Source organism: Agromyces aurantiacus (assembly GCF_016907355.1).
Lineage (GTDB): Bacteria > Actinomycetota > Actinomycetes > Actinomycetales > Microbacteriaceae > Agromyces > Agromyces aurantiacus.
This window is the reverse complement of record NZ_JAFBBW010000001.1, coordinates 3,302,851-3,325,460: the sequence shown is the minus strand read 5'-3', so window position 1 is coordinate 3,325,460 and position 22,610 is coordinate 3,302,851. Positions and strand designations below refer to the sequence as shown.

Annotated in this window: 20 protein-coding genes; 16 read left to right on the top strand and 4 right to left on the bottom strand. The window is 74.5% G+C overall.

What is annotated here, in order from left to right; genetic code table 11:
* Positions 1-21 precede the first annotated feature (21 nt).
* Positions 22-510, top strand: coding sequence for a DUF3817 domain-containing protein (locus tag JOD46_RS15670; protein WP_204395420.1), 489 nt, complete (start codon positions 22-24; stop codon positions 508-510).
* A complete protein-coding gene (gene guaA, locus JOD46_RS15665) occupies positions 507-2,084 on the top strand; it encodes a glutamine-hydrolyzing GMP synthase (protein ID WP_204395419.1) in 1,578 nt (525 codons plus the stop codon). The genes JOD46_RS15670 and guaA overlap by 4 nt, the downstream gene beginning before the upstream one ends.
* A gap of 84 nt (positions 2,085-2,168) precedes the next feature.
* On the opposite strand, the gene JOD46_RS15660 is transcribed toward guaA, so the two are convergent.
* The 3 genes from JOD46_RS15660 to JOD46_RS15650 all read right to left on the bottom strand — a co-directional run bounded on the left by JOD46_RS15660 (position 2,169) and on the right by JOD46_RS15650 (position 4,213).
* On the bottom strand, positions 2,169-2,915 hold the full coding sequence (locus JOD46_RS15660; protein ID WP_204395418.1) for a hypothetical protein: 747 nt from the start codon (positions 2,913-2,915) through the stop codon (positions 2,169-2,171).
* A gap of 14 nt (positions 2,916-2,929) precedes the next feature.
* Positions 2,930-3,550, bottom strand: a complete 621-nt coding sequence (locus tag JOD46_RS15655) for a TetR/AcrR family transcriptional regulator (protein ID WP_204395417.1) — start codon at positions 3,548-3,550, stop codon at positions 2,930-2,932.
* A gap of 126 nt (positions 3,551-3,676) precedes the next feature.
* On the bottom strand, positions 3,677-4,213 hold the full coding sequence (locus JOD46_RS15650; protein ID WP_204395416.1) for a TetR/AcrR family transcriptional regulator: 537 nt from the start codon (positions 4,211-4,213) through the stop codon (positions 3,677-3,679).
* Between the two features lie 69 nt (positions 4,214-4,282).
* Between JOD46_RS15650 and JOD46_RS15645 the strand changes: the two genes are divergently transcribed.
* From JOD46_RS15645 to JOD46_RS15630, 4 genes are all read left to right on the top strand, one after another.
* Complete coding sequence (locus JOD46_RS15645) at positions 4,283-5,365, top strand: FAD-dependent monooxygenase (protein ID WP_204395415.1); 1,083 nt, start codon at positions 4,283-4,285, stop codon at positions 5,363-5,365.
* A 36-nt stretch (positions 5,366-5,401) separates the two neighbouring features.
* Positions 5,402-6,346 carry an L-lactate dehydrogenase gene (locus JOD46_RS15640; protein ID WP_204395414.1) on the top strand — a complete coding sequence of 315 codons (945 nt, stop codon included), beginning with the start codon at positions 5,402-5,404 and terminating at the stop codon, positions 6,344-6,346.
* Positions 6,347-6,610: 264 nt separating this feature from the next.
* Positions 6,611-7,042 (top strand): YciI family protein, encoded by a 432-nt coding sequence (locus tag JOD46_RS15635; protein ID WP_204395413.1) that lies wholly within the window; start codon positions 6,611-6,613, stop codon positions 7,040-7,042.
* 33 nt (positions 7,043-7,075) lie between these two features.
* Positions 7,076-8,386: an RNA polymerase sigma factor gene (locus JOD46_RS15630; protein ID WP_307835067.1), complete on the top strand. Its 1,311-nt coding sequence runs from the start codon at positions 7,076-7,078 to the stop codon at positions 8,384-8,386.
* Positions 8,387-8,461: 75 nt separating this feature from the next.
* Here JOD46_RS15630 and JOD46_RS15625 read toward each other — a convergent pair whose 3' ends face one another.
* Complete coding sequence (locus JOD46_RS15625; RefSeq protein ID WP_204395412.1) at positions 8,462-9,268, bottom strand: Bax inhibitor-1/YccA family protein; 807 nt, start codon at positions 9,266-9,268, stop codon at positions 8,462-8,464.
* Positions 9,269-9,446: 178 nt separating this feature from the next.
* Here JOD46_RS15625 and JOD46_RS15620 point away from each other — a divergent pair, with 178 nt between their 5' ends.
* The 10 genes from JOD46_RS15620 (at position 9,447) to JOD46_RS15575 (ending at position 22,536) form a co-directional block, all read left to right on the top strand.
* A complete protein-coding gene (locus tag JOD46_RS15620; RefSeq protein ID WP_204395411.1) occupies positions 9,447-10,526 on the top strand; it encodes a glycerophosphodiester phosphodiesterase family protein in 1,080 nt (359 codons plus the stop codon).
* A gap of 538 nt (positions 10,527-11,064) precedes the next feature.
* Positions 11,065-12,492, top strand: coding sequence for a F390 synthetase-related protein (locus tag JOD46_RS15615; protein ID WP_204395410.1), 1,428 nt, complete (start codon positions 11,065-11,067; stop codon positions 12,490-12,492).
* Positions 12,482-13,537, top strand: coding sequence for an NAD-dependent epimerase/dehydratase family protein (locus tag JOD46_RS15610; RefSeq protein WP_204395409.1), 1,056 nt, complete (start codon positions 12,482-12,484; stop codon positions 13,535-13,537). Before JOD46_RS15615 ends, JOD46_RS15610 begins: the two co-directional genes overlap by 11 nt.
* Complete coding sequence (locus tag JOD46_RS15605; RefSeq protein ID WP_204395408.1) at positions 13,534-14,709, top strand: glycosyltransferase; 1,176 nt, start codon at positions 13,534-13,536, stop codon at positions 14,707-14,709. The genes JOD46_RS15610 and JOD46_RS15605 overlap by 4 nt, the downstream gene beginning before the upstream one ends.
* Entirely contained in the window at positions 14,706-15,317 is a 612-nt protein-coding gene (locus JOD46_RS15600; protein WP_204395407.1) for a hypothetical protein, read from the top strand. The genes JOD46_RS15605 and JOD46_RS15600 overlap by 4 nt, the downstream gene beginning before the upstream one ends.
* On the top strand, positions 15,314-16,720 hold the full coding sequence (locus JOD46_RS15595) for a glycosyltransferase (RefSeq protein WP_204395406.1): 1,407 nt from the start codon (positions 15,314-15,316) through the stop codon (positions 16,718-16,720). The genes JOD46_RS15600 and JOD46_RS15595 overlap by 4 nt, the downstream gene beginning before the upstream one ends.
* Positions 16,717-17,766, top strand: a complete 1,050-nt coding sequence (locus JOD46_RS15590) for a 3-oxoacyl-ACP synthase III family protein (protein ID WP_204395405.1) — start codon at positions 16,717-16,719, stop codon at positions 17,764-17,766. The genes JOD46_RS15595 and JOD46_RS15590 overlap by 4 nt, the downstream gene beginning before the upstream one ends.
* Positions 17,760-19,055, top strand: a complete 1,296-nt coding sequence (locus JOD46_RS15585; RefSeq protein WP_307835066.1) for a cytochrome P450 — start codon at positions 17,760-17,762, stop codon at positions 19,053-19,055. The genes JOD46_RS15590 and JOD46_RS15585 overlap by 7 nt, the downstream gene beginning before the upstream one ends.
* A gap of 413 nt (positions 19,056-19,468) precedes the next feature.
* Positions 19,469-21,988: an ATP-dependent helicase gene (locus JOD46_RS15580; protein ID WP_204395404.1), complete on the top strand. Its 2,520-nt coding sequence runs from the start codon at positions 19,469-19,471 to the stop codon at positions 21,986-21,988.
* Positions 21,985-22,536: an NUDIX domain-containing protein gene (locus JOD46_RS15575; protein WP_204395403.1), complete on the top strand. Its 552-nt coding sequence runs from the start codon at positions 21,985-21,987 to the stop codon at positions 22,534-22,536. Before JOD46_RS15580 ends, JOD46_RS15575 begins: the two co-directional genes overlap by 4 nt.
* The last annotated feature ends 74 nt before the right edge of the window (positions 22,537-22,610 follow it).

The following is a 22,610-nucleotide window of genomic DNA, read 5'->3' as shown; positions in this document are numbered from 1 at the left end:
CCGCCACGTAGACTGGACGCCATGCCCCTCGAGCCCAAACCGGCTGATTTCCCGCGCATCCGCGGGGCCCTGAAGTTCTACATGGTCTGCTCGGTCATCACGGGCGTCATGCTGCTGCTGCTGTGCACCGAGATGCTGCTGAAGTACGTGTGGCACCTCGAGCTGTTCGCCTTCGGCGCCAACGGCCTGCTCGCGTTCGAGCCCGTCGTCGAGACGCCCGAGGGGGTCGAGTCGACCGGCACCGGCGTGAACCTCTCGACGGGCATCCTGATCGCGCACGGCTGGTTCTACGTCGTGTACCTGTTCAGCAACTTCCGCCTCTGGAGCCTCATGCGCTGGCCGTTCTGGCGCCTGCTCCTGCTGGCGTCGGGCGGCATCGTGCCGTTCCTCTCCTTCATCCTCGAGGCCCGCATCGGGCGCGAGGTGCGCGCGTACCTGGCGAAGCGTGAAGCGGATGCCGCGTCCGCACCCCCCGAGTCCGAGTCCGAGTCCGTGGAGGCCGCCCAGTGAGCGAGACCCAGCAGCGCCCGGTGCTCGTCGTCGACTTCGGCGCGCAGTACGCGCAGCTGATCGCACGACGCGTGCGCGAGGCATCCGTCTACTCCGAGATCGTGCCGCACACGATCACCGCCGAGGAGGTGCGCGCGAAGGACCCGGTGGGCATCGTTCTCTCGGGCGGTCCCTCGTCGGTGTACGAGGACGGCGCGCCCGCCCTCGATCCCGGCATCCTCGAGCTCGGCGTGCCGACGCTCGGGATCTGCTACGGCTTCCAGGTCATGGCGCAGCAGCTCGGCGGCGAGGTCGCCCACACCGGCCACCGCGAGTACGGCTCGACCTCCGTGACCGTGCGCAGCGACGACGGCAACTCGCTGCTCGGCGGCCAGCCCGAGCACCAGACGGTGTGGATGAGCCACGGCGACTCGGTCGCGGTCGCGCCCGACGGGTTCGAGGTGCTCGCCTCCACGGCGACCACTCCGGTCGCGGCGTTCGCGAACGACGAGCAGGGCTTCTACGGCGTGCAATGGCACCCCGAGGTCAAGCACTCGCCGTTCGGCCAGGACGTCATCGAGAACTTCCTGCACCGCGCGGCGGGGATCCCCGCCGACTGGAACTCGGGCAACGTCATCGCCGAGCAGGTCGCGCGCATCCGCGAGCAGGTCGGCTCCGGCCGGGTCATCGCGGGCCTCTCGGGCGGCGTCGACTCGGCGGTCGCGGCCGCGATCGTGCACGAGGCCGTCGGCGACCAGCTCGTCTGCGTCTTCGTCGACCACGGCCTGCTCCGCAAGGACGAGCGCCGCCAGGTCGAGGAGGACTACGTCGCGGCCACCGGCATCCGCCTGGTCACCGTCGACGCGGTCGACACGTTCCTCGACGCGCTCGCGGGGGTCACCGACCCCGAGGAGAAGCGCAAGATCATCGGGCGCGAGTTCATCCGCGCGTTCGAGCGCGCCGAGCGCGACCTCGTCGCCGAGGCCGAGGCCGACGGCCAGCCGATCCGGTTCCTCGTGCAGGGCACGCTCTACCCCGACGTGGTCGAGTCGGGCGGCGGCGCCGGCACCGCGAACATCAAGAGCCACCACAACGTCGGCGGCCTGCCCGAAGACCTCCAGTTCGAGCTCGTCGAGCCGCTGCGCACCCTGTTCAAGGACGAGGTGCGCGCGATCGGCCGCGAGCTCGGCCTGCCCGAGGCGATTGTGGGGCGCCAGCCGTTCCCCGGCCCGGGCCTGGGCATCCGCATCGTCGGAGAGGTCACGCGCGACCGGCTCGAGGTGCTGCGCGAGGCCGACGCCATCGCGCGCGCCGAGCTGACCGCCGCCGGGCTCGACCACGAGATCTGGCAGTGCCCGGTCGTGCTGCTCGCCGACGTGCGCTCGGTGGGCGTGCAGGGCGACGGCCGCACCTACGGGCACCCGATCGTGCTGCGCCCGGTCTCGTCGGAGGATGCGATGACCGCCGACTGGACCCGCCTGCCCTACGACGTGCTCGCCAAGATCTCGAACCGCATCACGAACGAGGTGCGCGAGGTCAACCGCGTGGTGCTCGACGTCACGTCGAAGCCGCCGGGCACCATCGAGTGGGAGTGACGTCGCCGCGGTGACGTGAGGACGGGCGCGGATCGTGGGATCCGCGCCCTTCCTCGTCGCGTCGCCGCCCTCGCGGGCGTTCGGTCAGCGGGCCCGGGTTCCCAGGCGGCCGACCGCGACGGCGACGACGAGGCATCCGAGCCCGAACAGGATGCCGTGCGCGATGCGCAGCTCGGGGCCACCGAAGAACTGCGGCAGCACCAGGGCGAGTCCCGCGGCGAAGACGAGACCCGCCCACGCCCACGGGACGCGGGCACGGAGCAGCGCGACGGCAGCGAGCACGCCGGCCGCGCCGACCAGCAGCAGCCCGACGCCGAACAGCACGACGGCGACGGGCTGCTCGCGCAGCACCAGCACCTCGTCGAGCAGGCTCGCGTCGCCACGGCGCAGGGCCGCCTCGGCGACGGTGCGGATGCCGAAGATCTCGGCCCCGTAGTACAGCGAGGCACCTGCCGCGCCGACCCACGCGAACCCGGTGGCCCAGCCGGCCGGGGCCGATCCGCGGCCTCCCGGCCGGGCGGCGAGGACGCTGCGCAGGCCGAGCAACGCGGGCGCGAGCAGGCCGAGGGCGGCGATGCCGCAGAGGTGCGCGACCACCCACGCGTCGGAGGCCCAGGCCGCGGCGAGGTCGGGCGGAACCGGCAGGGCCTTGTCGGCCCACGGGCGCAGCAGCGGGAAGAGCATCCAGAGCACCCCGGCCGCGGCGAAGGCCGTCGCGGTCCAGCGTGCCATGGTCGTGGACGGGATGCGCGCGGCGGGGGCCTCGTCGTCGGTGCGGATGCCGTGGTCGGCGTCGGCGCGGGGTGCCGTGGTGGGTCCGGTGGTCGTCATGGCGGGAGGTCCTCTCAGTGCGCGGGGGTGGACGATGCGGGAGGCGCGGGCGTGGCGGAGAGGCCGCGGAAGCCCTGGATGAGCAGTTCGATGAGCGTGTCGTAGCTGCGATCGAGGTCGTCGGGGAGCCGGAAGCCGCCCGCGAGCTCGATCGAGACGAAGCCGTGCAGCGCCGACCGTGCGGCGCGCACCGCATCGATGGCGCGCGGCTCCGAGAGGCCGAATCCGCGCAGTACGGCCGCGATGATCGCGACCGCGCGCTCGGCCTCGGCACGCAGCTCGAGGTCGTCAGGATCGTCGGGATCGGGAGCGCCCTGCACGGCGGCGTACCGGCCGGGGTTCGCGAGGGCGAACTCGCGCATGGCGACCGCGATGGAACGCAGCGCGTCGGCCTCGGACCGACCGATGCTCGCGGACGTGAGCGCGTCGGCGAACCCGCGCGTGCACACGATCGCGACGTCCCGCCGCAGGGCGGCGATGGAGGGCACGTGCTTGTAGAGGCTGGGGGTCGCGACGCCCGCCGCCGAGGCGACGCGGGCGAGGGTGAGCTCGTCGAAGCCCTGCGGCCCGCCCTCGTCGACCAGTCGGAGGGCGAGCCGCACGACCTCGTCGCGGGACAGGCCGGCCCTAGGCATCTCGGACTCCGAGCCAGAGGAGGGTGTTGTGCATAGCTGAAAGGCTAATGGCAGTAGCCGCGATGGTCAAGGCGCCGGCTCGCCGGTGACGCACGCCGGGCGGGGGCCGGCGAGTTCCAGTCCTGCTCAGTCGAGCAGGCGGCGGAGGGCGGCGCGGTGCGATGCCTCGTCCACGGGCTCGCCTCGTCGCGCGGTGACCTGGTGGAGGAGCATGCCGTCGCAGTAGTCGGCGAGCCAGCGGGCGCGGGCGGGCGCATCGTCGACGCCGGCGGCCTCCACCATCCGCTCGGCGACGACCATGAACCGCCCGTGCCCAGCGACGACCGCCTCGGGTTCGGCGATCGAGAACGCGAACCGCGCGCGAGTGAGCTCGGCCTGGGAGGTCGCGAAGATCTCGAGATAGCGGGCGAGCCGCTCCGCGAGTTCGTCGGGCGTCCCCGGGGGCGCCGCGTCGGCGTCGGCCTCCCAGAGGGCGAGATCGCGCGCCTCGAGGCGGTCGGCGACGGCATCGAGGAGCGCGCGGCGGGTGCGGAAGTGATTGGAGGTCGTGCCGGGCGGCACCGCCGCGGCGGCATCCACGGCGCGGTGCGTGAGCGCCTTCACGCCGTGCTCGGCGACGAGCGCGAGCGCGGTGTCAGCGAGGGTGGTGCGTCGGTCGGGCATGCGTCGAGCCTAGCAATCTAACTACAGAAGTAGTTGTCCGATCACTACAAATGTAATAGCATCGGCACCATGCAACGGATCACCATCGTGGGCGGCGGCATCGCCGGGCTCGCGCTCGCCGCGGCCCTCGAGCCCGCCGGTCGGCACGTCACGCTCATCGAGCGCCGGCCCGGACTGCCCGTCACGGGCACGAGCCTCGCCATCTGGCCCACCGCCGAGGCGGCGCTCCGGCGACTGGGCGCCTTCGAGGGGCTCGCGGCCGTCAGCCCCTCGATCGACCGCTTCCCGATCGCGCGCGCTGACGGGCGCGACCGCGTGGTCTCCGAGGTGCCGACGTCGGTGCTCGCCGGCCGGCGCGACCTGCTCGGCGCGCTCGACGCGGCCGTCCCCGACTCCGTCGAACGCGTCGTCCGCCACGTCGAGCGATTCGACCCCGACGACCCGGCGTTCTCCGCCGACGTCGTCGTGGGTGCCGACGGCGTGCACAGCGCGGTGCGACGTGCCGCGTGGGGCGACGCGGCCGCGGCCGTCACCACGCCCTACCTCGCCGTCCGCGGCGTGCTGCCGCACGAGACGCCGAGCGAGGAGTGGGGGGAGTACTGGGGCCGAGGTCGGCTGTACGGGATCGGACCCCACCGCGACGGCACGAACTGGTACACCTCGTTCCGCTCCAACCTGGGCCCGCGGGAGGTCGACGTCCGGGCTGCGCTCGACGAGGCGCGAACCGGATCGCGCGACATCCTGCCATCGATCGCCCGCGTCCTGGACGAGGCCGACCCCGACCGCACGCTCGCACAGCGCATCATCACGGGCCCCCGGTTGCGCAGCTACGTGCGCGGCCGCACCGTGCTCGTCGGCGACGCCGCGCACGCCATGACGCCCAACCTCGGCCGGGGCGGCTGCGAGGCGATCGTCGACGCCGTCACCCTCGCCGGACTCCTCGACGCGCTGCCGGTCGACGAGGCGCTGGCCCGGTACGACGCGGAACGCGTGCGCCCGACGAAGCGGCTCGCCGGGACATCCGGCCTGGTGATGCGGATCGCGCTCGCCGATCGCGCCCAGCCGGTCCGCGACGGGCTGCTGCGGGCGGTCGGGGCACTGCGGGCGCGGCGCGCGCCGACCCCCGCTCGGCCCGCCGAACCCGTCCGCTGACGGGCGGCGACGGACGAGGGCTGGCAGGATGGCCGCATGGGCGTCGTCGAGAACTCGAAGCTGTCGATCATCGGAGCGGGGAGCGTCGGCACGAGCCTCGCGTACGCCGCGCTCATCCGGGAGTCGGCGTCGCAGGTCGCGCTCTACGACATCGCGCGCGAGAAGGTCGACGCCGAGGTGCTCGACCTCGCGCACGGCACGCAGTTCACGCGCTCGAGTGTGAGCGGCGGCGCCGACCTCGATGTGGTCACGGGCTCGCACGTCGTCGTGATCACCGCCGGGGCGAAGCAGCAGCCCGGTCAGAGCCGCATGGAGCTCGCCGGAACGAACGTCGGCATCCTCGAGCGGCTGTTGCCGGGCCTCCTCGAGCGCGCGCCCGACGCGATCTACGTGCTCGTGACCAACCCCGTCGACGTGCTCACGCTCGCGGCGCAGCGCATCAGCGGGCTGCCGCCCGAGCGGGTGTTCGGCTCGGGCACCGTGCTCGACACGTCGCGTCTTCGGTGGCTGCTCGCCGAGCGCGCCGGCGTCACGACCGCGAGCGTGCACGCCGACATCGTGGGTGAGCACGGCGACACCGAGTTCCCGCTCTGGTCCAACGCGCGCATCGGGCCGGTGCCGATCCTCGACTGGCGCGGCGGCGAGCCCTTCGCGCGCGGCGAGCTCGACGCGATCGCGCACGAGGTGCGCAACGCGGCCTACACCGTGATCCGCGGCAAGGGCGCGACGAACTACGCGATCGGGCTCACGGGCGCGCGCATCGTCGAAGCCGTGCTGCGCGACGAGCGCGCCGTACTGCCGGTCAGCACCGTGCTCTCGGGCGTGCGCGGCATCGAGGGGGTCGCGCTCTCGCTGCCGAGCGTCGTCGGCGGTGACGGCGCGGCCGCGGTCGTCGAGACGCCGATGTCCGCCGACGAGGAGGCGCTGCTCGCCGCCTCGGCCGACGCGATCCGCGCCGCGGGCGCGACGCTCGGGATCTGAGCGGCGGCGCCGGCGCCGCGCCATCCGCTCGCCGCGCCATCCGCTCGCCGCGCCATCCGCTCGTCGCGCCATACGCTCGTCGCGCCATACGCTCGTTCAGACCTGCGGATATACGATCCGGCACGCGGCGAAGCTGGGCCGGATCCCGGCGCGCCGGATCGGATATCCGCAGAAACGGACCGGCGTGTCGATCGGGCCGCTTCCCGTTCGACGTGATCAGTGAGAGGGTCGAAGGGCGACCCCGAACGCGAGGAGCGAACCACCATGGCGAAGTACATGCTGATCATGCGGGCCAGCGACGAGGCCGTCGCGGCCTACCAGGACATGCCGTTCGAGCAGGTCATCGAGGCGATGGGCCGCTACAACGAGGAGATGATGAAGGCCGGCGTGCTGCTTGCCGGCGAGGGCCTCACCGACGCGAGCGACGGATTCGTCGTCGACTTCTCGGCCGAGCCGCCGCTCGTCACCGACGGGCCCTACGGCGAGACCAAGGAGCTCTTCAACGGCTTCTGGATCCTCGAGGTCGCGTCGAAGGAGGAGGCCGCCGAGTGGGCCAAGCGCTGCCCCCTCGGCCCGGGCTCCAAGCTCGAGGTGCGCCGCGTCACCGAGATCGAGGACTTCCCGCAGGACAACGAGTGGATCCAGAAGGAGGCCGGATGGCGCGAGGAGCAGGCGCAGCGGGCCGCCAAGGCATGACGGGCGCTGCGGCATGATGGGCCGCACCCGCGCGTGAGCGACGACGTGACGGATGGCGCAGCGGCGCGCCCGGCCGATCCCGAGTCCGCCCGGCGCGCCGTCGCCGCCGTGTGGCGCATCGAGTCCGCCCGCATCGTCGCGACGCTCACGCGCACGGTCGGCGACTTCGCGCTCGCCGAGGACCTCGCGCAGGACGCGCTCGCCGAGGCCCTCGCGCAATGGCCGGCCTCCGGCATCCCGTCGAACCCCGGCGCCTGGCTGACCGCGGTCGCCAAGCGCCGGGCGATCGACGGATGGCGCCGCCGCGAGCGCTACGACGACCGGCTCGCCGCGATCGCGCACGACCTCGAACGCGAGCAGGCCGAGGCGACGGATGCCGCGGGCGGGCTGCCGTACGACCCCGACGCGATCGACGACGACGTGCTCCGGCTCGTGTTCGTGTCGTGCCACCCGGTGCTCTCGCGCGAGGCGCGCGTGGCGCTGACGCTGCGCGTTGTCGGGGGCCTCACGACCGAGGAGATCGCGCGCGCGTTCCTCACCCCGGTCGCGACCGTCCAGCAGCGCATCGTGCGCGCGAAGAAGACCCTCGGCGCGGCCGGCGTGCCCTTCGAGGTGCCGCCGCGCTCGGAGTTCCCCGAGCGGCTCGGCACCGTGCTCGGGGTGCTCTACCTGATCTTCAACGAGGGGCATTCCGCCTCCGCCGGACCCGACCTCATGCGCCCCGAGCTCAGCCGCGAGGCGCTCCGGCTCGCGCGCGTGCTCGCGGCGCTCGTGCCGCGCGAGCCCGAGGTGCACGGGCTCGTCGCGCTCATGGAGCTCACCGCGGCGCGATTCCCCGCGCGGGTCGACGCCGCGGGCGACCCGGTGCTGCTGGCCGACCAGGACCGGCGCCGATGGGACCGATCGGCGATCACACGGGGCCGCGCGGCGCTCGCGCGCGCCGACGCGCTCGGCCGCGGCCGAGGCGCGTATGCGCTGCAGGCGGCGATCGCCGAGCAGCACGACGTCGCGGCATCCGTCGACGACACCGACTGGGCGAGCATCGTCGCGCTCTACGAGGCGCTCGGCCGCGCGGCGCCCTCGCCCGTGGTCGAGCTGAACCGGGCCGTCGCCGTGTCGATGGCCGACGGCCCCGAGGCGGGCCTCGCGCTGGTCGACGAGCTCGCCGCCGACGGGCGGCTCGCGCGCTACCACCCGCTGCACGGCGTGCGCGCCGAGCTGCTCGAGCGGGTCGGGCGAGCGGATGACGCGCGCGCGGCGTTCGCGGAGGCGGCGCGTCTCACGGCCAACGAGCGCGAGCGCGCGGTGCTGCTCGCCCGCGCGTCGCGCCCCGGCGGCCGCTGAGACCCGACTGCCGGCAGACGCGGAACGGGCCGCCCCCGAGGGGACGGCCCGTTCGCCGCGTCGAGCGTCGCGAGGCTAGTCGCGTGCGATCGCGAGGATGCGCAGGATCTCGAGGTACAGCCAGATGACGGTGACCATCACGCCGAAGGCGCCGGTCCAGCCGTACTTGCGCGGCGCGCGGTTGCGCACGCCCTGCTGGATGAAGTCGAAGTCGAGCACGAGCGAGTACGCGCCCATGATGACCACGAGGACGCCGATGATCACGCCGAGCGGGATGCCCATGATCTCGAACCCGCGGACGCCCCACGGGTTGTCGATCGCGCCGAAGAACACGAGACCCATGTTCACGAGCGAGAACACGAGGTACCCGATCATCGCGACGAGGAAGACCTTGGTGGCGCGCTTCGATGCGCGGATCTTGCCCGACGCGAACAGCGCGAGCGTCACGCCCACGACCACGAGCGTCGCGATCACGGCCTGCGCGACGATGCCGCCGCCGTACGACAGCTCGTACCACGCCGAGATCCCGCCGAGGAAGATGCCCTGGGCGCCGGCGTAGGCGAGGATGAGCGCGGGCGACGGCTCGCGCTTGAAGATGTTGACGAGCGCGAGCACGAAGCCGACCAGGCCGGCGCCGATCCAGAGGAACGGGACGGACTGGACCGTCAGCCAGCCGATCGCGGCGCCGACGAGGAGCACGCCGAACGTCGCGGCGGACTTCGCGATCGAGTCCTCGATCGTCATGACCTCGCGGTCGGGGAGCGTGGCGGGCTGGTTGTACATGTCCTGCAACTGCTGGGCGGACATGTCCTGCGCGACAGCCACCGCCCCCTGGTTGGAGAACGCCTCATTACGTGAGAAGGCGGGGTTGTTGAGAGCCATTGCTGTGGTTCCTCTGCTTTCGGCTTTCCGTCGGGTGGAGGGGAATCGAGCGCCCGGGGTCGGGCGCGTCCTCCAAACCTACCGGGTTCCTCCGTTTCAACGCCGAGAATCCGCCGCGCATTCCTGTGAGCCCGGCCGCCGCGGGCCCCGGCGCACCGCCCCTCGATACGCTGGGCGCATGGTGCCTGGCCCCGTCGAGCGTCCCCTCGTCATCGGGCACCGCGGTGCGCCCGGGTACCGTCCCGAGCACACGGAGGCGTCGTACCGGCTCGCGTTCGCGCTCGGCGCCGACGCGGTCGAGCCCGACCTCGTCGCCACGCGCGACGGCGTGCTCGTGCTGCGGCACGAGAACGAGATCTCCGGCACGACGGATGTCGCGTCCCGCGCCGAGTTCGCGTCGCGCCGCACGACGCGCGAGATCGACGGACGGCCGCTCACGGGCTGGTTCACCGAGGACTTCACGTGGGCCGAGCTCTCCACGCTCCGCGCGACCGAGCGGCTCGGCGCGATCCGGCAGCACAGTGCGACCTTCGACGGGCGCGAGCCGGTGATCCGGCTGCGCGACCTGCTTGCGCTGCTGGACGACGCGGCCGACGAGACGGGCCGCGCCATCCGCCTCGTCGCCGAGTTCAAGCACGCGACCTACTTCGAAGGGCTCGGCCTGCCGCTCGACGAGCTGTTCGCGGCCGAGCTCTCGGCGGCCGGGTGGGGGCGCGGCGGCGGGCGCCTCATCTCGGAGTCGTTCGAGCCAACGCTGCTCGCACGCCTGCGCGACCGCGGCCTCGACGGCCCGAAGGTGCTGCTGATCGAGGACCGCGGCGCGCCGTGGGACCTCGTGTCGGCCGCGGCGGGCACCGGCGGGCGGGCCCGTACGTACGACTCGTTCGTGACCGAGGAGGGGCTGCTCGGGCTCTCGGGTGTCGTCGACGGCGTGAGCGTCGGCACGGCGCGGCTGCTCGGCGGGCCCCGGTCGTCGACCGACGTCGCCGGCGGCGCGGGGCTCGCCGGGCCGGGCGCGCCGTTGCGCGGCTCGGAGCTCGTCGATGCGGCGCACGCGGCCGGGCTCGCGGTGTACACGTGGACGCTGCGACCCGAGAACCGCTTCCTCGCGCCGGCGTTCCGGCGGGGTGCGGCCCGCAGCGCGTGGGGCGACTGGCTCGGCGCGTTCACGCGGATCATGCGCACCGGTGTCGACGGAGTGTTCCTCGACCACCCCGACCTCGGCGTCGAGGCGCGCCGGGCGCTCGCGCGCGCCTGACGGGGCGGCTCCGCGCGCTCGCGCGCCGCGCGCTCGCGCGCCGCTCGCGGCTTCCAGCGTCGCGAGTCCCGCCTTTCTGCGGGTGCACTCGCTGAAACCCGGGACTCGGGAGGGGGATGGGGTGTGGGGTGGGGTCTCGCGTGGTGGTGATGGTCGTCGAGTCCCGCCTTGGTGCGGGTGCACCCGCCGGAACCCGGGACTCGGGAGGGGGATGGTGCGGGGTGGCGTCTCGCGTGGTGGTGATGTCGCCGAGTCCTGCCTTGGTGCGGGTGGACCCGCTGGAACCCGGGACTCGGGAGGGGGGATGGTGCGGGGTGGCGTCTCGCGTGGTGGTGATGTCGCCGAGTCCCGCCTTGGTGCGGGTGGACCCGCTGGAACCCGGGACTCGGGAGAGCCGGGGGCCGTCGGGCGGCGCGCGGCGGCGCCGGCCGACAGCCCAGCGGCGGCTCGCGTGGCCGCCGGGGTGGCGGCCAAGCGCTCCGCTACGATTCAGCAGCACGCGGGGGTTCACCCGCGCCGGCGTGCGGACGGGGGACGGATGGACGCGGTGGGCTCGTTCGCGCGCTCGCGCTGGGGCGTGCGGTTCACGACCCGCCGCGGGCTCGAGCGGCACCGGCGGCGCGCCATCCGTCGACTGCTGCGCGAGCGGATGCCGCGCGCGACCGCGTCCGCGCACGGGTACGCCGCACTGGCCGACGTCCCGGTCGTCGACAAAGCCGCGGTGCTGGCCGACTTCGCCGGATGGAACGCCCTCGGCATCGACCTCGAGGCGGCCCTCGCGGCAGCGCGCACGGCCGAGCGCACGCGCGACTTCTCCGGGCTGCTGCCCGGCGGCATCACGGTCGGTCTCTCGAGCGGCACGTCGGGGCGCCCGGGGGTGTTCCTCGTCGATGCGTCCGAGCGGATGCGGTGGGCGGGCACGGTGCTCGGCCGTCTGCTCGACCGCCGAAGCCTCCGGCAGCTGCTCGTGCCATGGCGCGCGCCCGTGCGCATCGCGTTCTGCCTGCGCGCGAACAGCACCTTGTACGAGTCGGTGGCCAGCCGCCGCCTCGACTTCCGGTTCGTCGACCTGGTGGCGGCGTTCGCCGACGTGCTCGCCGCCGTCGCCGCGGCCCGGCCCGACGTGCTCGTCGCACCCGCGAGCGTGCTCGGCGACCTCGCCCGGGCGCAGCGCCGCGGCGGGCTCGCGATCGCGCCGCGCACCGTGGTCGCGGTCGCCGAGGTGTTCGACCCCGCCGACGCCGAGGCGGCCGAGCGGGCGTGGGGCGTGCGCCCGCGCCGGGTCTACCAGGCGACCGAAGGCCTGCTCGCCCTCGACTGCGCGCACGGGCGGCTGCACCTCAACGAGCGCGGAGTGGTGGTCGAGCCCGAGTGGCTCGATACCGAGCACCGCCGGTTCACGCCGATCGTCACCGACCTCGAGCGGCGCACGCAGCTCGTGGTGCGCTACCGGCTCGACGACGTGCTGCGTCTGCCGGCGGGGGCCGACTGGGACGCCCCCGCCACCTGCCCGTGCGGCGACCCGTCGCGCGTGATCGAGGCGGTCGAGGGCCGCGCCGACGAGGTCGTCGAGGCGCTCGGCCCCGACGGCGGCACGGTCCGCGTGTTCCCCGACACGATCCGGCGCGCGATGGCGCTCGCGGTCGCCGACGGCGATTCCGGCGGCCGGGAGGATGGCGCCGAGTGGGCGATCCGCTGGACGCCGGGCCGGCTCGAGGTCGCGCTCGAGCGCACGGGCGACGCGCGCGCGGACGCCGCGCTCGACACGGCGGTGCGGCGGGCCCTCGCCGGGCTGTTCGCGACCGTCGGCGCGAGGCCTCCGGACGTTCGCATCACCGCGTGGGCACCGCCCCCGCCGGGCGACAAGCTCGTGCGGATCCGGCGGGCGGCGGGCGCGTCCACGAGCCCCGCCGAGGCGACACCCGAGGCGGCGGCCGTGGCGGAGGGGGCCGTGCATGCCGGATGAGCGGACGCGCGTGCTCGTCACGGGCGCGACCGGGTTCGTGGGCGGCGCGCTCCTGCGCGCGTTCCGCGTGCATCCCGGCGTCGACGTCCGGGGCGTCGGGCGGCGCCGCGTCGAGGATCCGGATGTCGCGAGCCTCGACCTGGCCCGGCCCGTCGCGCTGCCGTTCGGCGACGCGTTCCGTCCCGACGTGATCGTGCACGCCGCGGCCCGCACGAGCCAGTGGGGCACGCGCGCGCAGTTCCGCGCGCAGAATGTCGACGCGACCGCGAACGTGCTCGATCTCGCGCGGAGGTGCGGCACGCGGCGGGTCGTCTACGTGTCGTCGACGTCGGTGCTCTACCGGCCCGCCGACCAGTTCGGGCTGACCGAGTCGAGCCCGGCCGGTCCGCGGTTCCTGAACGAGTACGCGCGCACCAAGCACGCGGGCGAGGAGCTCGTGCGACGGCATCCGGGGGAGTGGGTCGTCGCGCGACCACGCGCGGTGTTCGGGCCCGGCGACACGACGCTGCTGCCGCGCATCCTCGAGGCGGTGCGCGGCGGCCGGCTGCCGTTCCTCGGCGACCCTCGGCATCCGGCGATGGGCGACCTCGTGTACATCGACACGCTCGTCGCGCAGCTCGTCGAGGCCGCGCTGCGCCCCGGCCTCGCGGGGCTCACCGTCAACCTCACCAACGGCGAGCCCGTGCCGATCATGCCGACGATCGCGCGCCTGCTCCATGAGCTCGGGCTGCCCGTGCCGCGCCGCACGATCCGGCGCGCGCCCGCGCTCGCGATCGCGACCGCCGCCGAGACCGCGTGGCGCGTCGGCCGGCTGCCCGGCGAGCCGCCGCTCACGCGGTACGCCGTGTGGCTGCTCGCGTCGTCGAAGACGTTCGACGACACGCGTGCACGCGGGCTCTTCGGGCCGCCGGCGGTGGGCATGGACGAGGCGCTCGACCGCACGGTCGCCGCCGCCCGCGCCGAGGCGGAGGCGCGCGCCGCCCCCGCCGCCCGCGCTGCCCGGGCCATCCCCGGCGCCCGCGCCGCCCGCGAGGCAGCGCGATGAACCGCGCCGACCGCGTCGCGATCGCGGCCGCCGCGACGTATGCCGTGCTCCTCGGCGCGAAGGCGGGTCTCGCGGCGCTCGCCGTGGCACGGCGGCGCGCGCGGCTGCGCGCGGCGACCGGTGCGCCGATCGCGACCGCCGAGCTCACGATCGTGCAGCCGATCCGGTCGGGCGACCCGCAGCTCGAGCGCACGCTCGCCGCGACGCTCGAGGCGTGCCCCGACGCACGCGTGCTGTGGCTGGTGGACGAGGACGACCCCGAGGGCCGGCGAGCCGCCGACGCGGCGCGTGCGCGACATCCGCTCGCCGACGTCGCGGTCGTCGACTGCCCGCCCTGCCCGCCCGACGCGGGGCCGAAGATGGCGAAGCTCGCGCACGCCGAGCCGCTGCTGCGCACCGAGGTGTTCGCCGTCGTCGACGACGACACGCGCCTCACGCCCGATGGGGTCGCAGCGCTCCTCGACGGCCTCCGCATCGCGGAGGTCAGCACCGGTCTGCCGTGCTACGCGCCGGGTCCGGGCGGCTGGTCGCGGCTCGTCGCGCAGTTCGTGAACGACCAGGCGATCCTGACCTACCTGGCCACCTCGGCGGCGGGCCCGGCGCGGGCGCTCAACGGCATGGCGTGGGCGATGCGCCGCGCCACGCTCGACCGCCTCGGCGGATTCGCGCCCCTCGTGCCGCTCCTCGCGGACGACCTCGCCGTGGCCGAGCGGGTCCGCGCGGCGGGCGGCGCGATCGACCAGACCGAGGCGCCGCAGTTCGTCTCGACCACCGTGCCCGACGCGCTCGCGTATCGCGCGCTCATGCATCGCTGGATGGTCTTCGCAACCCTCGCCCTTCGGGCCGAGCCGGTCGGATGGCGCGCCGCGCTGGTCGCGGCGTACGCGCTGCCCCCGGCGCTGCTCGCGACCGCTGCCGGGGTCGCGGTCGCCCGGCCGACCCGGCCGAACGTGGGCGCAGCGCTCGCCGCGGTGCTCGTGCGCTCGGCCGTGATCGCGGGCGTGCAGCGCGCCCTCACGGGGCGCGTCCGCCACGACCCGGTGCGCTCGCTCGCGGCCGATCTGGCCCTGCCGCTGCAGTTCGCGGGGGCGCTCGCCGACCGGCGCATCACGTGGCGCGGGCGGCGCTACCTCGTGCACGCCAACGACCGGTTCGAGGCGGTGCGGCCATGACCCTCCTCGTCGGCTTCCTCACGGGCCGCAGTGATCCGTCGACGACGGCGCTCTCGCCCGCGCAGTCGGCGTTCCTCGACGCGCTGCCGGTCGCGGCCCACGAGCGGCTCGACGTGAACTTCCCGTATGCGCCCGCGAGCGGGCCGTGGCGGCCCACGCCCCTGCCCCTCGCGAGCGTGCGGAACGCGCGCGACTACGCCGGTTCGCGGAGGCCCTCGTTCGCGCGACGGCACGCGGCCGCGGTCGGCGAGGCGCTCGCCCGCGCCGACCGCACGCTCGTGCTCGCGGGCAGCTGCGGGCTCGAGCTGCTCGCCAACCTCGGGCTCGACGCGGCAGCGCTCGCGGGCGTGCACGTGCTCGCCTACGGGCCGGTCGCGCGGTCACGGCCCGCGGCGAGCCTCGAGGTCGTGGTCGGGCGACGCGACGCGCTCGCGCGAGCGTGGGTGCGGCGCACCGGGCTCGTCGACCACGAGGTCGATGCGGGCCACCTCGACTACCTCGCCTCGCCCGAGTTCGCGGCGATCGCGTCCGCCGCGGTCGAGCGACTCCGTGCGGGCGCACCCGGCGCGGCGGGCCGTCCGGTTCGTCGCGGAGGAGGCATCGCATGAGCCAGCACGTCGCGCTCGTCGCGCCGCCGTTCGCGGGCCACCTGCACCCGATCCTCGGCGTCGGCGTGGAGCTCGCGCGCCGCGGCATCCCGGTGCGGGTCACGAGCACGGCGGCGGCGCGATCCCGCATCGAGGCGGCGGGCCTGCCCGCCCACGCGCTCGAATCCGCCGACGACGCGACGGTCGCGGCCATCGCCGAGCCTGCCGAGCGCATCGGCCGCCACCCCGTGCGGCTGCACCGCCAGTTCCGCGCGACGCTCGCGGTGCTCGGCGCGATCCGCGACGACCTCGACCGCGGATGGCGCGACGACCCGCCCGCGGTCGTCGTCGCCGACTTCACGCTGCCCGTCGCCGGCCCCGTCGCGCGGCAGCACGGCGCGCGCTGGTTCACGGCCATGCCCTCGCCCGCCGCGATCGGCTCGATGGACGGCACGCCCGCGTACTGCGGCGGGCTGCTCCCGCCTGGCGGCCCCGCCGGCCGCGTGCGCGACGCCGCCGCGCGGGCGGCCGTGCGCGCCTTCAAGCGGAGCGTCTTCGCGCTCAACGCCCGCCCGCTGCGGGCGCTCGGCGTCACGGGCGTGTTCCGCGCCGACGGCACCGAGCAGGCCTACTCGCCCGACACGATCCTCGCGCTCGGGCTGCGCGAGCTCGAGCTGCCGCGCAGCTGGCCCGAGGCCGTGCGCTTCGTCGGCCCCGTGCGGTACTCACCGCCCGGCCGGCCGGGCGCGTGGGGCGCGGGCGCCGCCGACGGCGACGACGCCGAGGACGCCCAGGACGAGGACGCGGGCGGCGCGACGTCCGCGATCCCCCGGGCCGCTGCGCGCATCCCGCGCGTGCTGGTCGCGTTCGGCACGCACCTCGCGACCGAGAAGGCCCGGCTCGTCGCGATGCTCGACGAGGTCGCCGCGCTCGTCCCCGCCGTGCGCTTCGACCTCTCGCTCGGCGGCAGCGACATCGCGAATCCCCGCGCGGCCGGGGCATCCGATCGCGTGGATCGCGTGCGCATCGTCGACTACGTCGACTACGACCGGCTCGACCGCTACGACGCGATCGTGCATCACGGCGGCACGGGCATCGCGCAGGCCGCGCTCGCCGCCGGCCGGCCCGCGGTCGTCGTGCCGATCGACTACGACCAGCCGGATGTCGCGGCGCGCCTCGTGCACCACGACCTCGCCGAACAGCTCGACGCGCGCGTCCTGCGCACCGGACCGGCCGGCGCCGAGCGGCTCGCCGCCGCCGTGCGGCGCGCGCTCGCGCCATCCGACGACCGCCTCGCCGCGCTCGCGCGCTTCCGCGACGCCTGCGCCCGCAGCGACGGCGCCGTCGGCGCGGCCGACCTCATCGAACGCGCCCTGATCACCCCCCGGCCCGACCGCGGCCGGACGACTGGAGCCCGCACATGACGCTCACGACCCCCGCACCGCACCGGCACGCCGCCCCGCGCTGGATCACCGTCGCGCGCATCGCGGGCCTCGGCATCCACCTGCCCGACGACCGGCGCACCACCGAGGAGACCGAGGCGCGCCTCGCCGCGGAGAACCCCGGGCTGCGGCTGCCGTCGGGGCTCATCGCCCGGCTCACCGGCGTGCGCGGCGTCCACGTGCGGCACGACGGCTGGCAGACCTCCGACCTCGCGGTCGCCGCCGCGCGCCGCGCGCTCGCCCAGTCGCCCGGCCCGGTCGACCTGCTCGTGTTCGCCTCCGCGAGCCAGGACCTCATCGAACCCGCGACCGCGCACATCGTCGCGGCCAAGCTCGGCGTCGCCGCGCCCGTCATGGACGTCAAGAACGCCTGCAACAGCCTGCTCGCCGGCATGCAGGTCGCCGAAGCGCTCATCGCCACGGGCCAGGCCCGCCGCGCCCTCGTCGTCAGCGGCGAGCAGCCCTCGCACGCCGTGCGCTGGCGGCTCGAGTCGAGCGCGCAGTTCCTGCGCTCGTTCCCCGGCTACACGATGAGCGACGGCGGCGCGGCCGTGCTGCTCGAGGCGAGCGACGACCCGGGCGTCGGCATCATCGGCAGCCGGTTCGCCGCGCACTCCGAGCACTGGCGCATCGGCACGCTGCCCACCGGCGGGTCGCTGAACCCGCACGCCCAGGGCGGCAGCTACTTCGACATGGACGGGCGCGCGCTCGAGCGCGCGTTCGCGCGCGTCGGGCTCGGCATCTTCGGCGACACGCTCGCGGCGCTCGGCGTGCACCGCGACGAGCTCGACTTCGTCGCCGTGCACCAGGTGGCGCTGCCCATGCACCGGCGCATCGTCGACCTGCTCGGCGTCGACCCCGCGATCACCGAGGAGACCGTCTCGTCGCACGGCAACCTCGCGAGCGTGTCGCTGCCGCTCCAGCTGCACCGCGCGGTCGAGCAGGGCCGGGTCGGGCCGGGCAGCCTCGTCGCGCTCGTCGGCCTCGCGGGCGGCATCAGCCTCGGCGTCACGGTGCTTCGGTGGTGATCGCCGTGCGTTCGGGTGCCGCGCCCGCAGGCGCAGGTCCGGCAGCCGCGCCCACCGCGGCGCCCGCGCCCGCCACCGCAGCCGCCGAGCCCACCGCGGCCGAGCCCACCGCCACCGCCGCGCGCGCCACGCGCTGGGAGGAGCGCGTGATGCGCGCGGCGCACCCGGTCGCGTATCCGCTGCTCTGCGCCATCCGTCGCCCGGTCGTGCGCGTGCCGCGCCTGGGCGTCGTGGTGACGGATGCCGCGCTGCTGCGGGGCGTGCTCGTGGACCCGAGCGCGTTCGCCAAGAACGGGCCCGGTGCGCCGAGCGACCTCTGGACGCCCGTGCTCGGTCCGCGCGTGCTGCTCAACATGGAGGGCGCCGAGCACGCCGAGCTGCGGCGCCGCCTCGCGCCGCTCTTCACACCCGCCGCGGTCGACGACCTCGTCGACCGCACGCTCGCCGCGCCCTACGCTGCGCTGACGGAGCGGCTCGCCGCGGGTGGAACGGTCGAACTCGTCGACGCCGCGCGGCGGTACGCCAGTGCGGTGATCAGCACGCTGGTCGGCCTGCCGCCCGACGTCGTCGACGACCGGCTGTTCCGGCGCATCGCCACGGTCACCGGCGCGGTCCGGCTCTCGCGACCGCGGATGACGCCCGCGCAGGTGCGGCACGCCCGCGGGGTCATGTCCGAGCTCACCGTCCACGCCGCGCGGGCGTGGCACGAGGGCGACCCCGCGACCGTGCCGGGCCGCATGCGCACGCTCGGGCTCGACGAGGAGGAGTCGCTCGGCGCCGTGGGCGCGTTCGTGCTCACGGGCACCGAGACCCTCGTGGCGTACCTGCCGCGGCTCGTCTGCCTGCTGCACGACACCGGATGGCTCGAGCGGCTCGCCGCCGACCGCACGCCCATCGACGCGGCGATCTCGGAGGGTCTCCGGGTCACGACGCCGTCGCCCGTGATGTTGCGCAGCACGCTGCGCGAGACGACGATCGGCGAGGTCGCCGTGCGGCACGGCGACCGGATCATCCTCGCGACGTTCCTCGCGAACCGCGTCGCGCCGGGGTTCGACCCGGTCGGCCACCCCGCCGCGAGCCTGCGCCGGCTCTGGTTCGGGGCGGGCGCGCACTTCTGCCTCGGTGCGCCGCTCGCGATGGCGCAGGTGCGCGGACTCGTCGACGCCGTGCTCGATGCGGCGTCGGTGCGCCCGCTCGCGGTGCGATCGCGTCGCGTCGCGCGCGGCGTGCTCATCCCGGGGTACGCGAGCGTCGGCCTCGGGCCCGTCTCCCGCGTCCCGGGTCGGTAGCGGGGCGCTTCGCGCGGCGGTTCGCTCCCGAGTCCCGCCTTCGTGCGGGTCCACCCGCAGCAAGGCGGGACTCGGCACCAGCACCCCGGGCGACGCCCTCGCCACGCCACCTCCATCCCGAATCCCGTGTTCCTGACGGTGCACCGGCACGAAGGCGGGACTCGGGAGTTCCGCCCGGGCGACGCCCTCGCCACCCCATCCCGAATCCCGTGTTTCTGAGGGTGCACCCGCACGAAGGCGGGACTCGGGACGTCCGCCCGGGCGACGCCCTCGCCACCCCATCCCGAATCCCGTGTTTCTGCGGGTCCACCCGCACGAAGGCGGGACTCGGCATCCGGTGCCGCTGGGGGAGCGCGAGAGCGCGCGAGGAGGGGAGGGGCGCTGTCGGATGGCGCGCCTAGACTTGAGAGGACATGACGCTGATCCTCGACCCCGACGACCCCACCGGCTGGCGCGAGGCGCCCGTCGCCACCGCCGATGCCCGCGCGAGCAGCGAGCACGGCGCCGGCCCCGCGGCATCCGATCGCCTGACGGCAGGGCTGAACCCGCAGCAGCGCGAGGCGGTCGAGTACCGCGGGCCCGCGCTGCTCATCGTCGCGGGTGCGGGGTCGGGCAAGACCCGCGTGCTCACGCACCGCATCGCGAGCCTCATCGACGGTCGCGAGGCGTGGCCGAGCCAGATCCTCGCGATCACGTTCACGAACAAGGCCGCGGCCGAGATGCGCGAGCGCGTCGAGGCGCTGCTCGGCGAGGCGGCAGGCGGCATGTGGATCTCCACATTCCACTCGGCGTGCGTGCGCATCCTGCGCCGCGAAGCCGAGGCGATCGGGCTCTCGAGCACGTTCACGATCTACGACTCGGCCGACCAGCGCACCATCCTCAAGCGCATCATCAAGGAGCTCGACGCCGACACGCTGGGCTTCACGCCCGCGAGTGCGCAGGCGAAGATCTCCAAGCTGAAGAACGAGCTCTCCGACGTCGAGACCTACGCGCGCAACGTCAACACGAACGACCCCAACGAGGTCATGTTCCTCGAGATCTTCCGCCAGTACACGCGCCGCCTGCGCGACGCGAGTGCGCTCGACTTCGACGACCTGATCAGCGAGACGGTCTACCTGTTCCGCGCGTTCCCCAAGGTCGCGGCGCTGTACCAGCGGCGGTTCCGGCACATCCTCGTCGACGAGTACCAGGACACGAACCACGCGCAGTACGCGCTGATCCGCGAGCTCACCCGCCCGGTCGAGCCCGATGTCGTCGCCGAGCTCGACGCGCACGGCGTGCTCGTCCGCGGCATGACGGATGCGACGGGCCGCATCCCGGGCGCGAGCCTCACGGTCGTCGGCGACTCCGACCAGTCGATCTACGCGTTCCGCGGCGCCGACATCCGCAACATCGTCGAGTTCGAGCGCGACTTCCCGGGCGCCGAGGTCGTGCTGCTCGAGCAGAACTACCGGTCGACGCAGAACATCCTGTCCGCGGCCAACGCCGTCATCTCGAACAACTTCGACCGCAAGGAGAAGAAGCTCTGGACGGCCGACGGCGACGGCGAGAAGATCACCGGCTACACCGGGTACTCGGCGCACGATGAGGCCCAGTTCGTCGCCGACGAGATCGAGGCGCTGCACCGCGCGGGCGTCGCGTACCGCGACATCGCCGTGTTCTACCGCACCAATGCGCAGACGCGCGCGCTGGAGGAGATCTTCGTCCGGTCCGCCCTGCCGTACCGGGTCGTCGGCGGCACCAAGTTCTACGAGCGCGCCGAGATCAAGGATGCGATGGCGTACCTCATCGCCGTCGCGAACCCGCTCGACGAGCTCGCGCTGCGCCGCATCCTGAACACCCCCAAGCGCGGCATCGGCCCGGCCACCGAGACGGCCATCGCGAGCTTCGCCGAGCAGAACGACCTCTCGTTCCGGCAGGGCATGCGCGCGGCCGACGGGCTCGGCCTCGGCCCGAAGGTCACGACGGCGATCCAGGGCCTCGCGAACCTGCTCGACGCCGCGGCCTCGATGCTCGTGCCGTCGCAGAAGGGGCTCGATGAGGGGACGAACGAGGGCGCCGCGAAGGTGTCCGACGTCCTCGCGTTCCTGCTCGACAAGTCGGGCCTCGTCGAGACGCTGCGCAACAGCCGCGACCCGCAGGACGAGACGCGCGCCGAGAACGTCGAGGAGCTCCTCGCGCAGACCAAGGACTTCGACCGCGAGAACCCCGGCGCCGGGCTGGTCGACTTCCTCACCCAGGTCTCGCTCGTCGCCGCGGCTGACGAGCTCGACGACGCATCCGGCACCGTCTCGCTCATGACGCTGCACACCGCGAAGGGCCTCGAGTACCACGCGGTGTTCCTCACCGGCATCGAGGAGGGGCTGCTGCCGCACCAGATGTCGGCGTCCGAGCCGGGCGGCCCGGCTGAGGAGCGCCGCCTGTTCTACGTCGGCATCACGCGTGCGCGCAAGCGGCTGTACCTCTCGCTCGCGATGAGCCGGGCGCAGTTCGGCGAGGTGTCGGTCGCGATGCCGAGCCGGTACCTGCAGGAGATCCCCGACGAGCTCATCGACTGGAAGCAGTCGCCGGGCATGGCCACGAGCCGCGGCGGCACGCAGCCGCGCGCGCTCAACGCGCGGCGCGGCGGCTACGGCGGCGCGGGCGGCGGAGGCGCCGGAGCCTGGGGCACGCGCGACCGCGACCTCGAGCGGTTCAGCGTCACGAGGTCGGCCGCTCCGAAGACCGAGTGGGCCAACCGCGTCACGGGCACCGTGCGCGACAACGGCGACCTCACGCTCGAGGCGGGCGATCGCATCCGGCACACCGACTTCGGCGAGGGCACCGTGCGCCAGGTCACGGGCGAGGGCACCAAGCGCATCGCCCACGTCGCGTTCGACTCGGCCGGACAGAAGAAGCTCCTCATCAAGATCGCGCCGATCGAGAAGCTGTGACCTGGCCCATCCGCGAGCAACGACTCGTCTACGAGAACCCGTGGATCCGCGTCGTCGAAGACCGGGTCGTCCGCCCCGACGGCGGCGACGGCGTCTACGGCGTGGTCGAGCTGCGCAACACCGCGGTCTTCGTGGTCGCGCTCACCGACGACGACGAGGTCGTGCTGGTCACGCTCGACCGCCACACGGTCGGCGCATCGGTCGAGGTGCCGGCCGGCGGCGCCGACGGCGACGACCCGCTCGTGGCCGCGCAGCGCGAGCTGCTCGAGGAGACCGGCCTCGAGGCCGCGCACTGGCGCGAGATCGGTCGCATGCAGGCGCTGAACGGGGTCTGCCGGGCGGGCGAGGTCGTCTTCCTCGCGACCGGGCTCCGCGAGTCCGCCCCGGCGGCGCGCCCCGAACACCACCAGGCCGAGGAGGGCATCCGTCGCGTGGGAACGGTGCCGTGGGGCGAGACGATGCGGATGGTGCGCGACGGCCGCATCCGCGACGGCGAGACGGTGGCGGCGCTCATGTACGCGGCGCTGGCGCTCGGCCGCGTGGACTGACCCGCCCTCCACAGCACGCCGCCCGCGGTTCCCAGCCCGCGCACAGCCACCCCATCGGGAGGCGATAGACCCGG

Coding starts and splice junctions, on each gene's coding strand:
- JOD46_RS15625 (WP_204395412.1), bottom strand. CDS start 9,268: ATGGCTCTCAACAACCCCGCCTTCTCACGTAATGAGGCGTTCTCCAAC.
- JOD46_RS15580 (WP_204395404.1), top strand. CDS start 19,469: ATGACGCTGATCCTCGACCCCGACGACCCCACCGGCTGGCGCGAGGCG.
- JOD46_RS15595 (WP_204395406.1), top strand. CDS start 15,314: ATGAGCCAGCACGTCGCGCTCGTCGCGCCGCCGTTCGCGGGCCACCTG.
- JOD46_RS15670 (WP_204395420.1), top strand. CDS start 22: ATGCCCCTCGAGCCCAAACCGGCTGATTTCCCGCGCATCCGCGGGGCC.
- JOD46_RS15655 (WP_204395417.1), bottom strand. CDS start 3,550: ATGCCTAGGGCCGGCCTGTCCCGCGACGAGGTCGTGCGGCTCGCCCTC.
- JOD46_RS15615 (WP_204395410.1), top strand. CDS start 11,065: ATGGACGCGGTGGGCTCGTTCGCGCGCTCGCGCTGGGGCGTGCGGTTC.
- JOD46_RS15635 (WP_204395413.1), top strand. CDS start 6,611: ATGGCGAAGTACATGCTGATCATGCGGGCCAGCGACGAGGCCGTCGCG.
- JOD46_RS15600 (WP_204395407.1), top strand. CDS start 14,706: ATGACCCTCCTCGTCGGCTTCCTCACGGGCCGCAGTGATCCGTCGACG.
- JOD46_RS15610 (WP_204395409.1), top strand. CDS start 12,482: ATGCCGGATGAGCGGACGCGCGTGCTCGTCACGGGCGCGACCGGGTTC.
- JOD46_RS15605 (WP_204395408.1), top strand. CDS start 13,534: ATGAACCGCGCCGACCGCGTCGCGATCGCGGCCGCCGCGACGTATGCC.
- JOD46_RS15645 (WP_204395415.1), top strand. CDS start 4,283: ATGCAACGGATCACCATCGTGGGCGGCGGCATCGCCGGGCTCGCGCTC.
- JOD46_RS15590 (WP_204395405.1), top strand. CDS start 16,717: ATGACGCTCACGACCCCCGCACCGCACCGGCACGCCGCCCCGCGCTGG.
- JOD46_RS15640 (WP_204395414.1), top strand. CDS start 5,402: ATGGGCGTCGTCGAGAACTCGAAGCTGTCGATCATCGGAGCGGGGAGC.
- JOD46_RS15650 (WP_204395416.1), bottom strand. CDS start 4,213: ATGCCCGACCGACGCACCACCCTCGCTGACACCGCGCTCGCGCTCGTC.
- JOD46_RS15620 (WP_204395411.1), top strand. CDS start 9,447: ATGGTGCCTGGCCCCGTCGAGCGTCCCCTCGTCATCGGGCACCGCGGT.
- JOD46_RS15660 (WP_204395418.1), bottom strand. CDS start 2,915: ATGACGACCACCGGACCCACCACGGCACCCCGCGCCGACGCCGACCAC.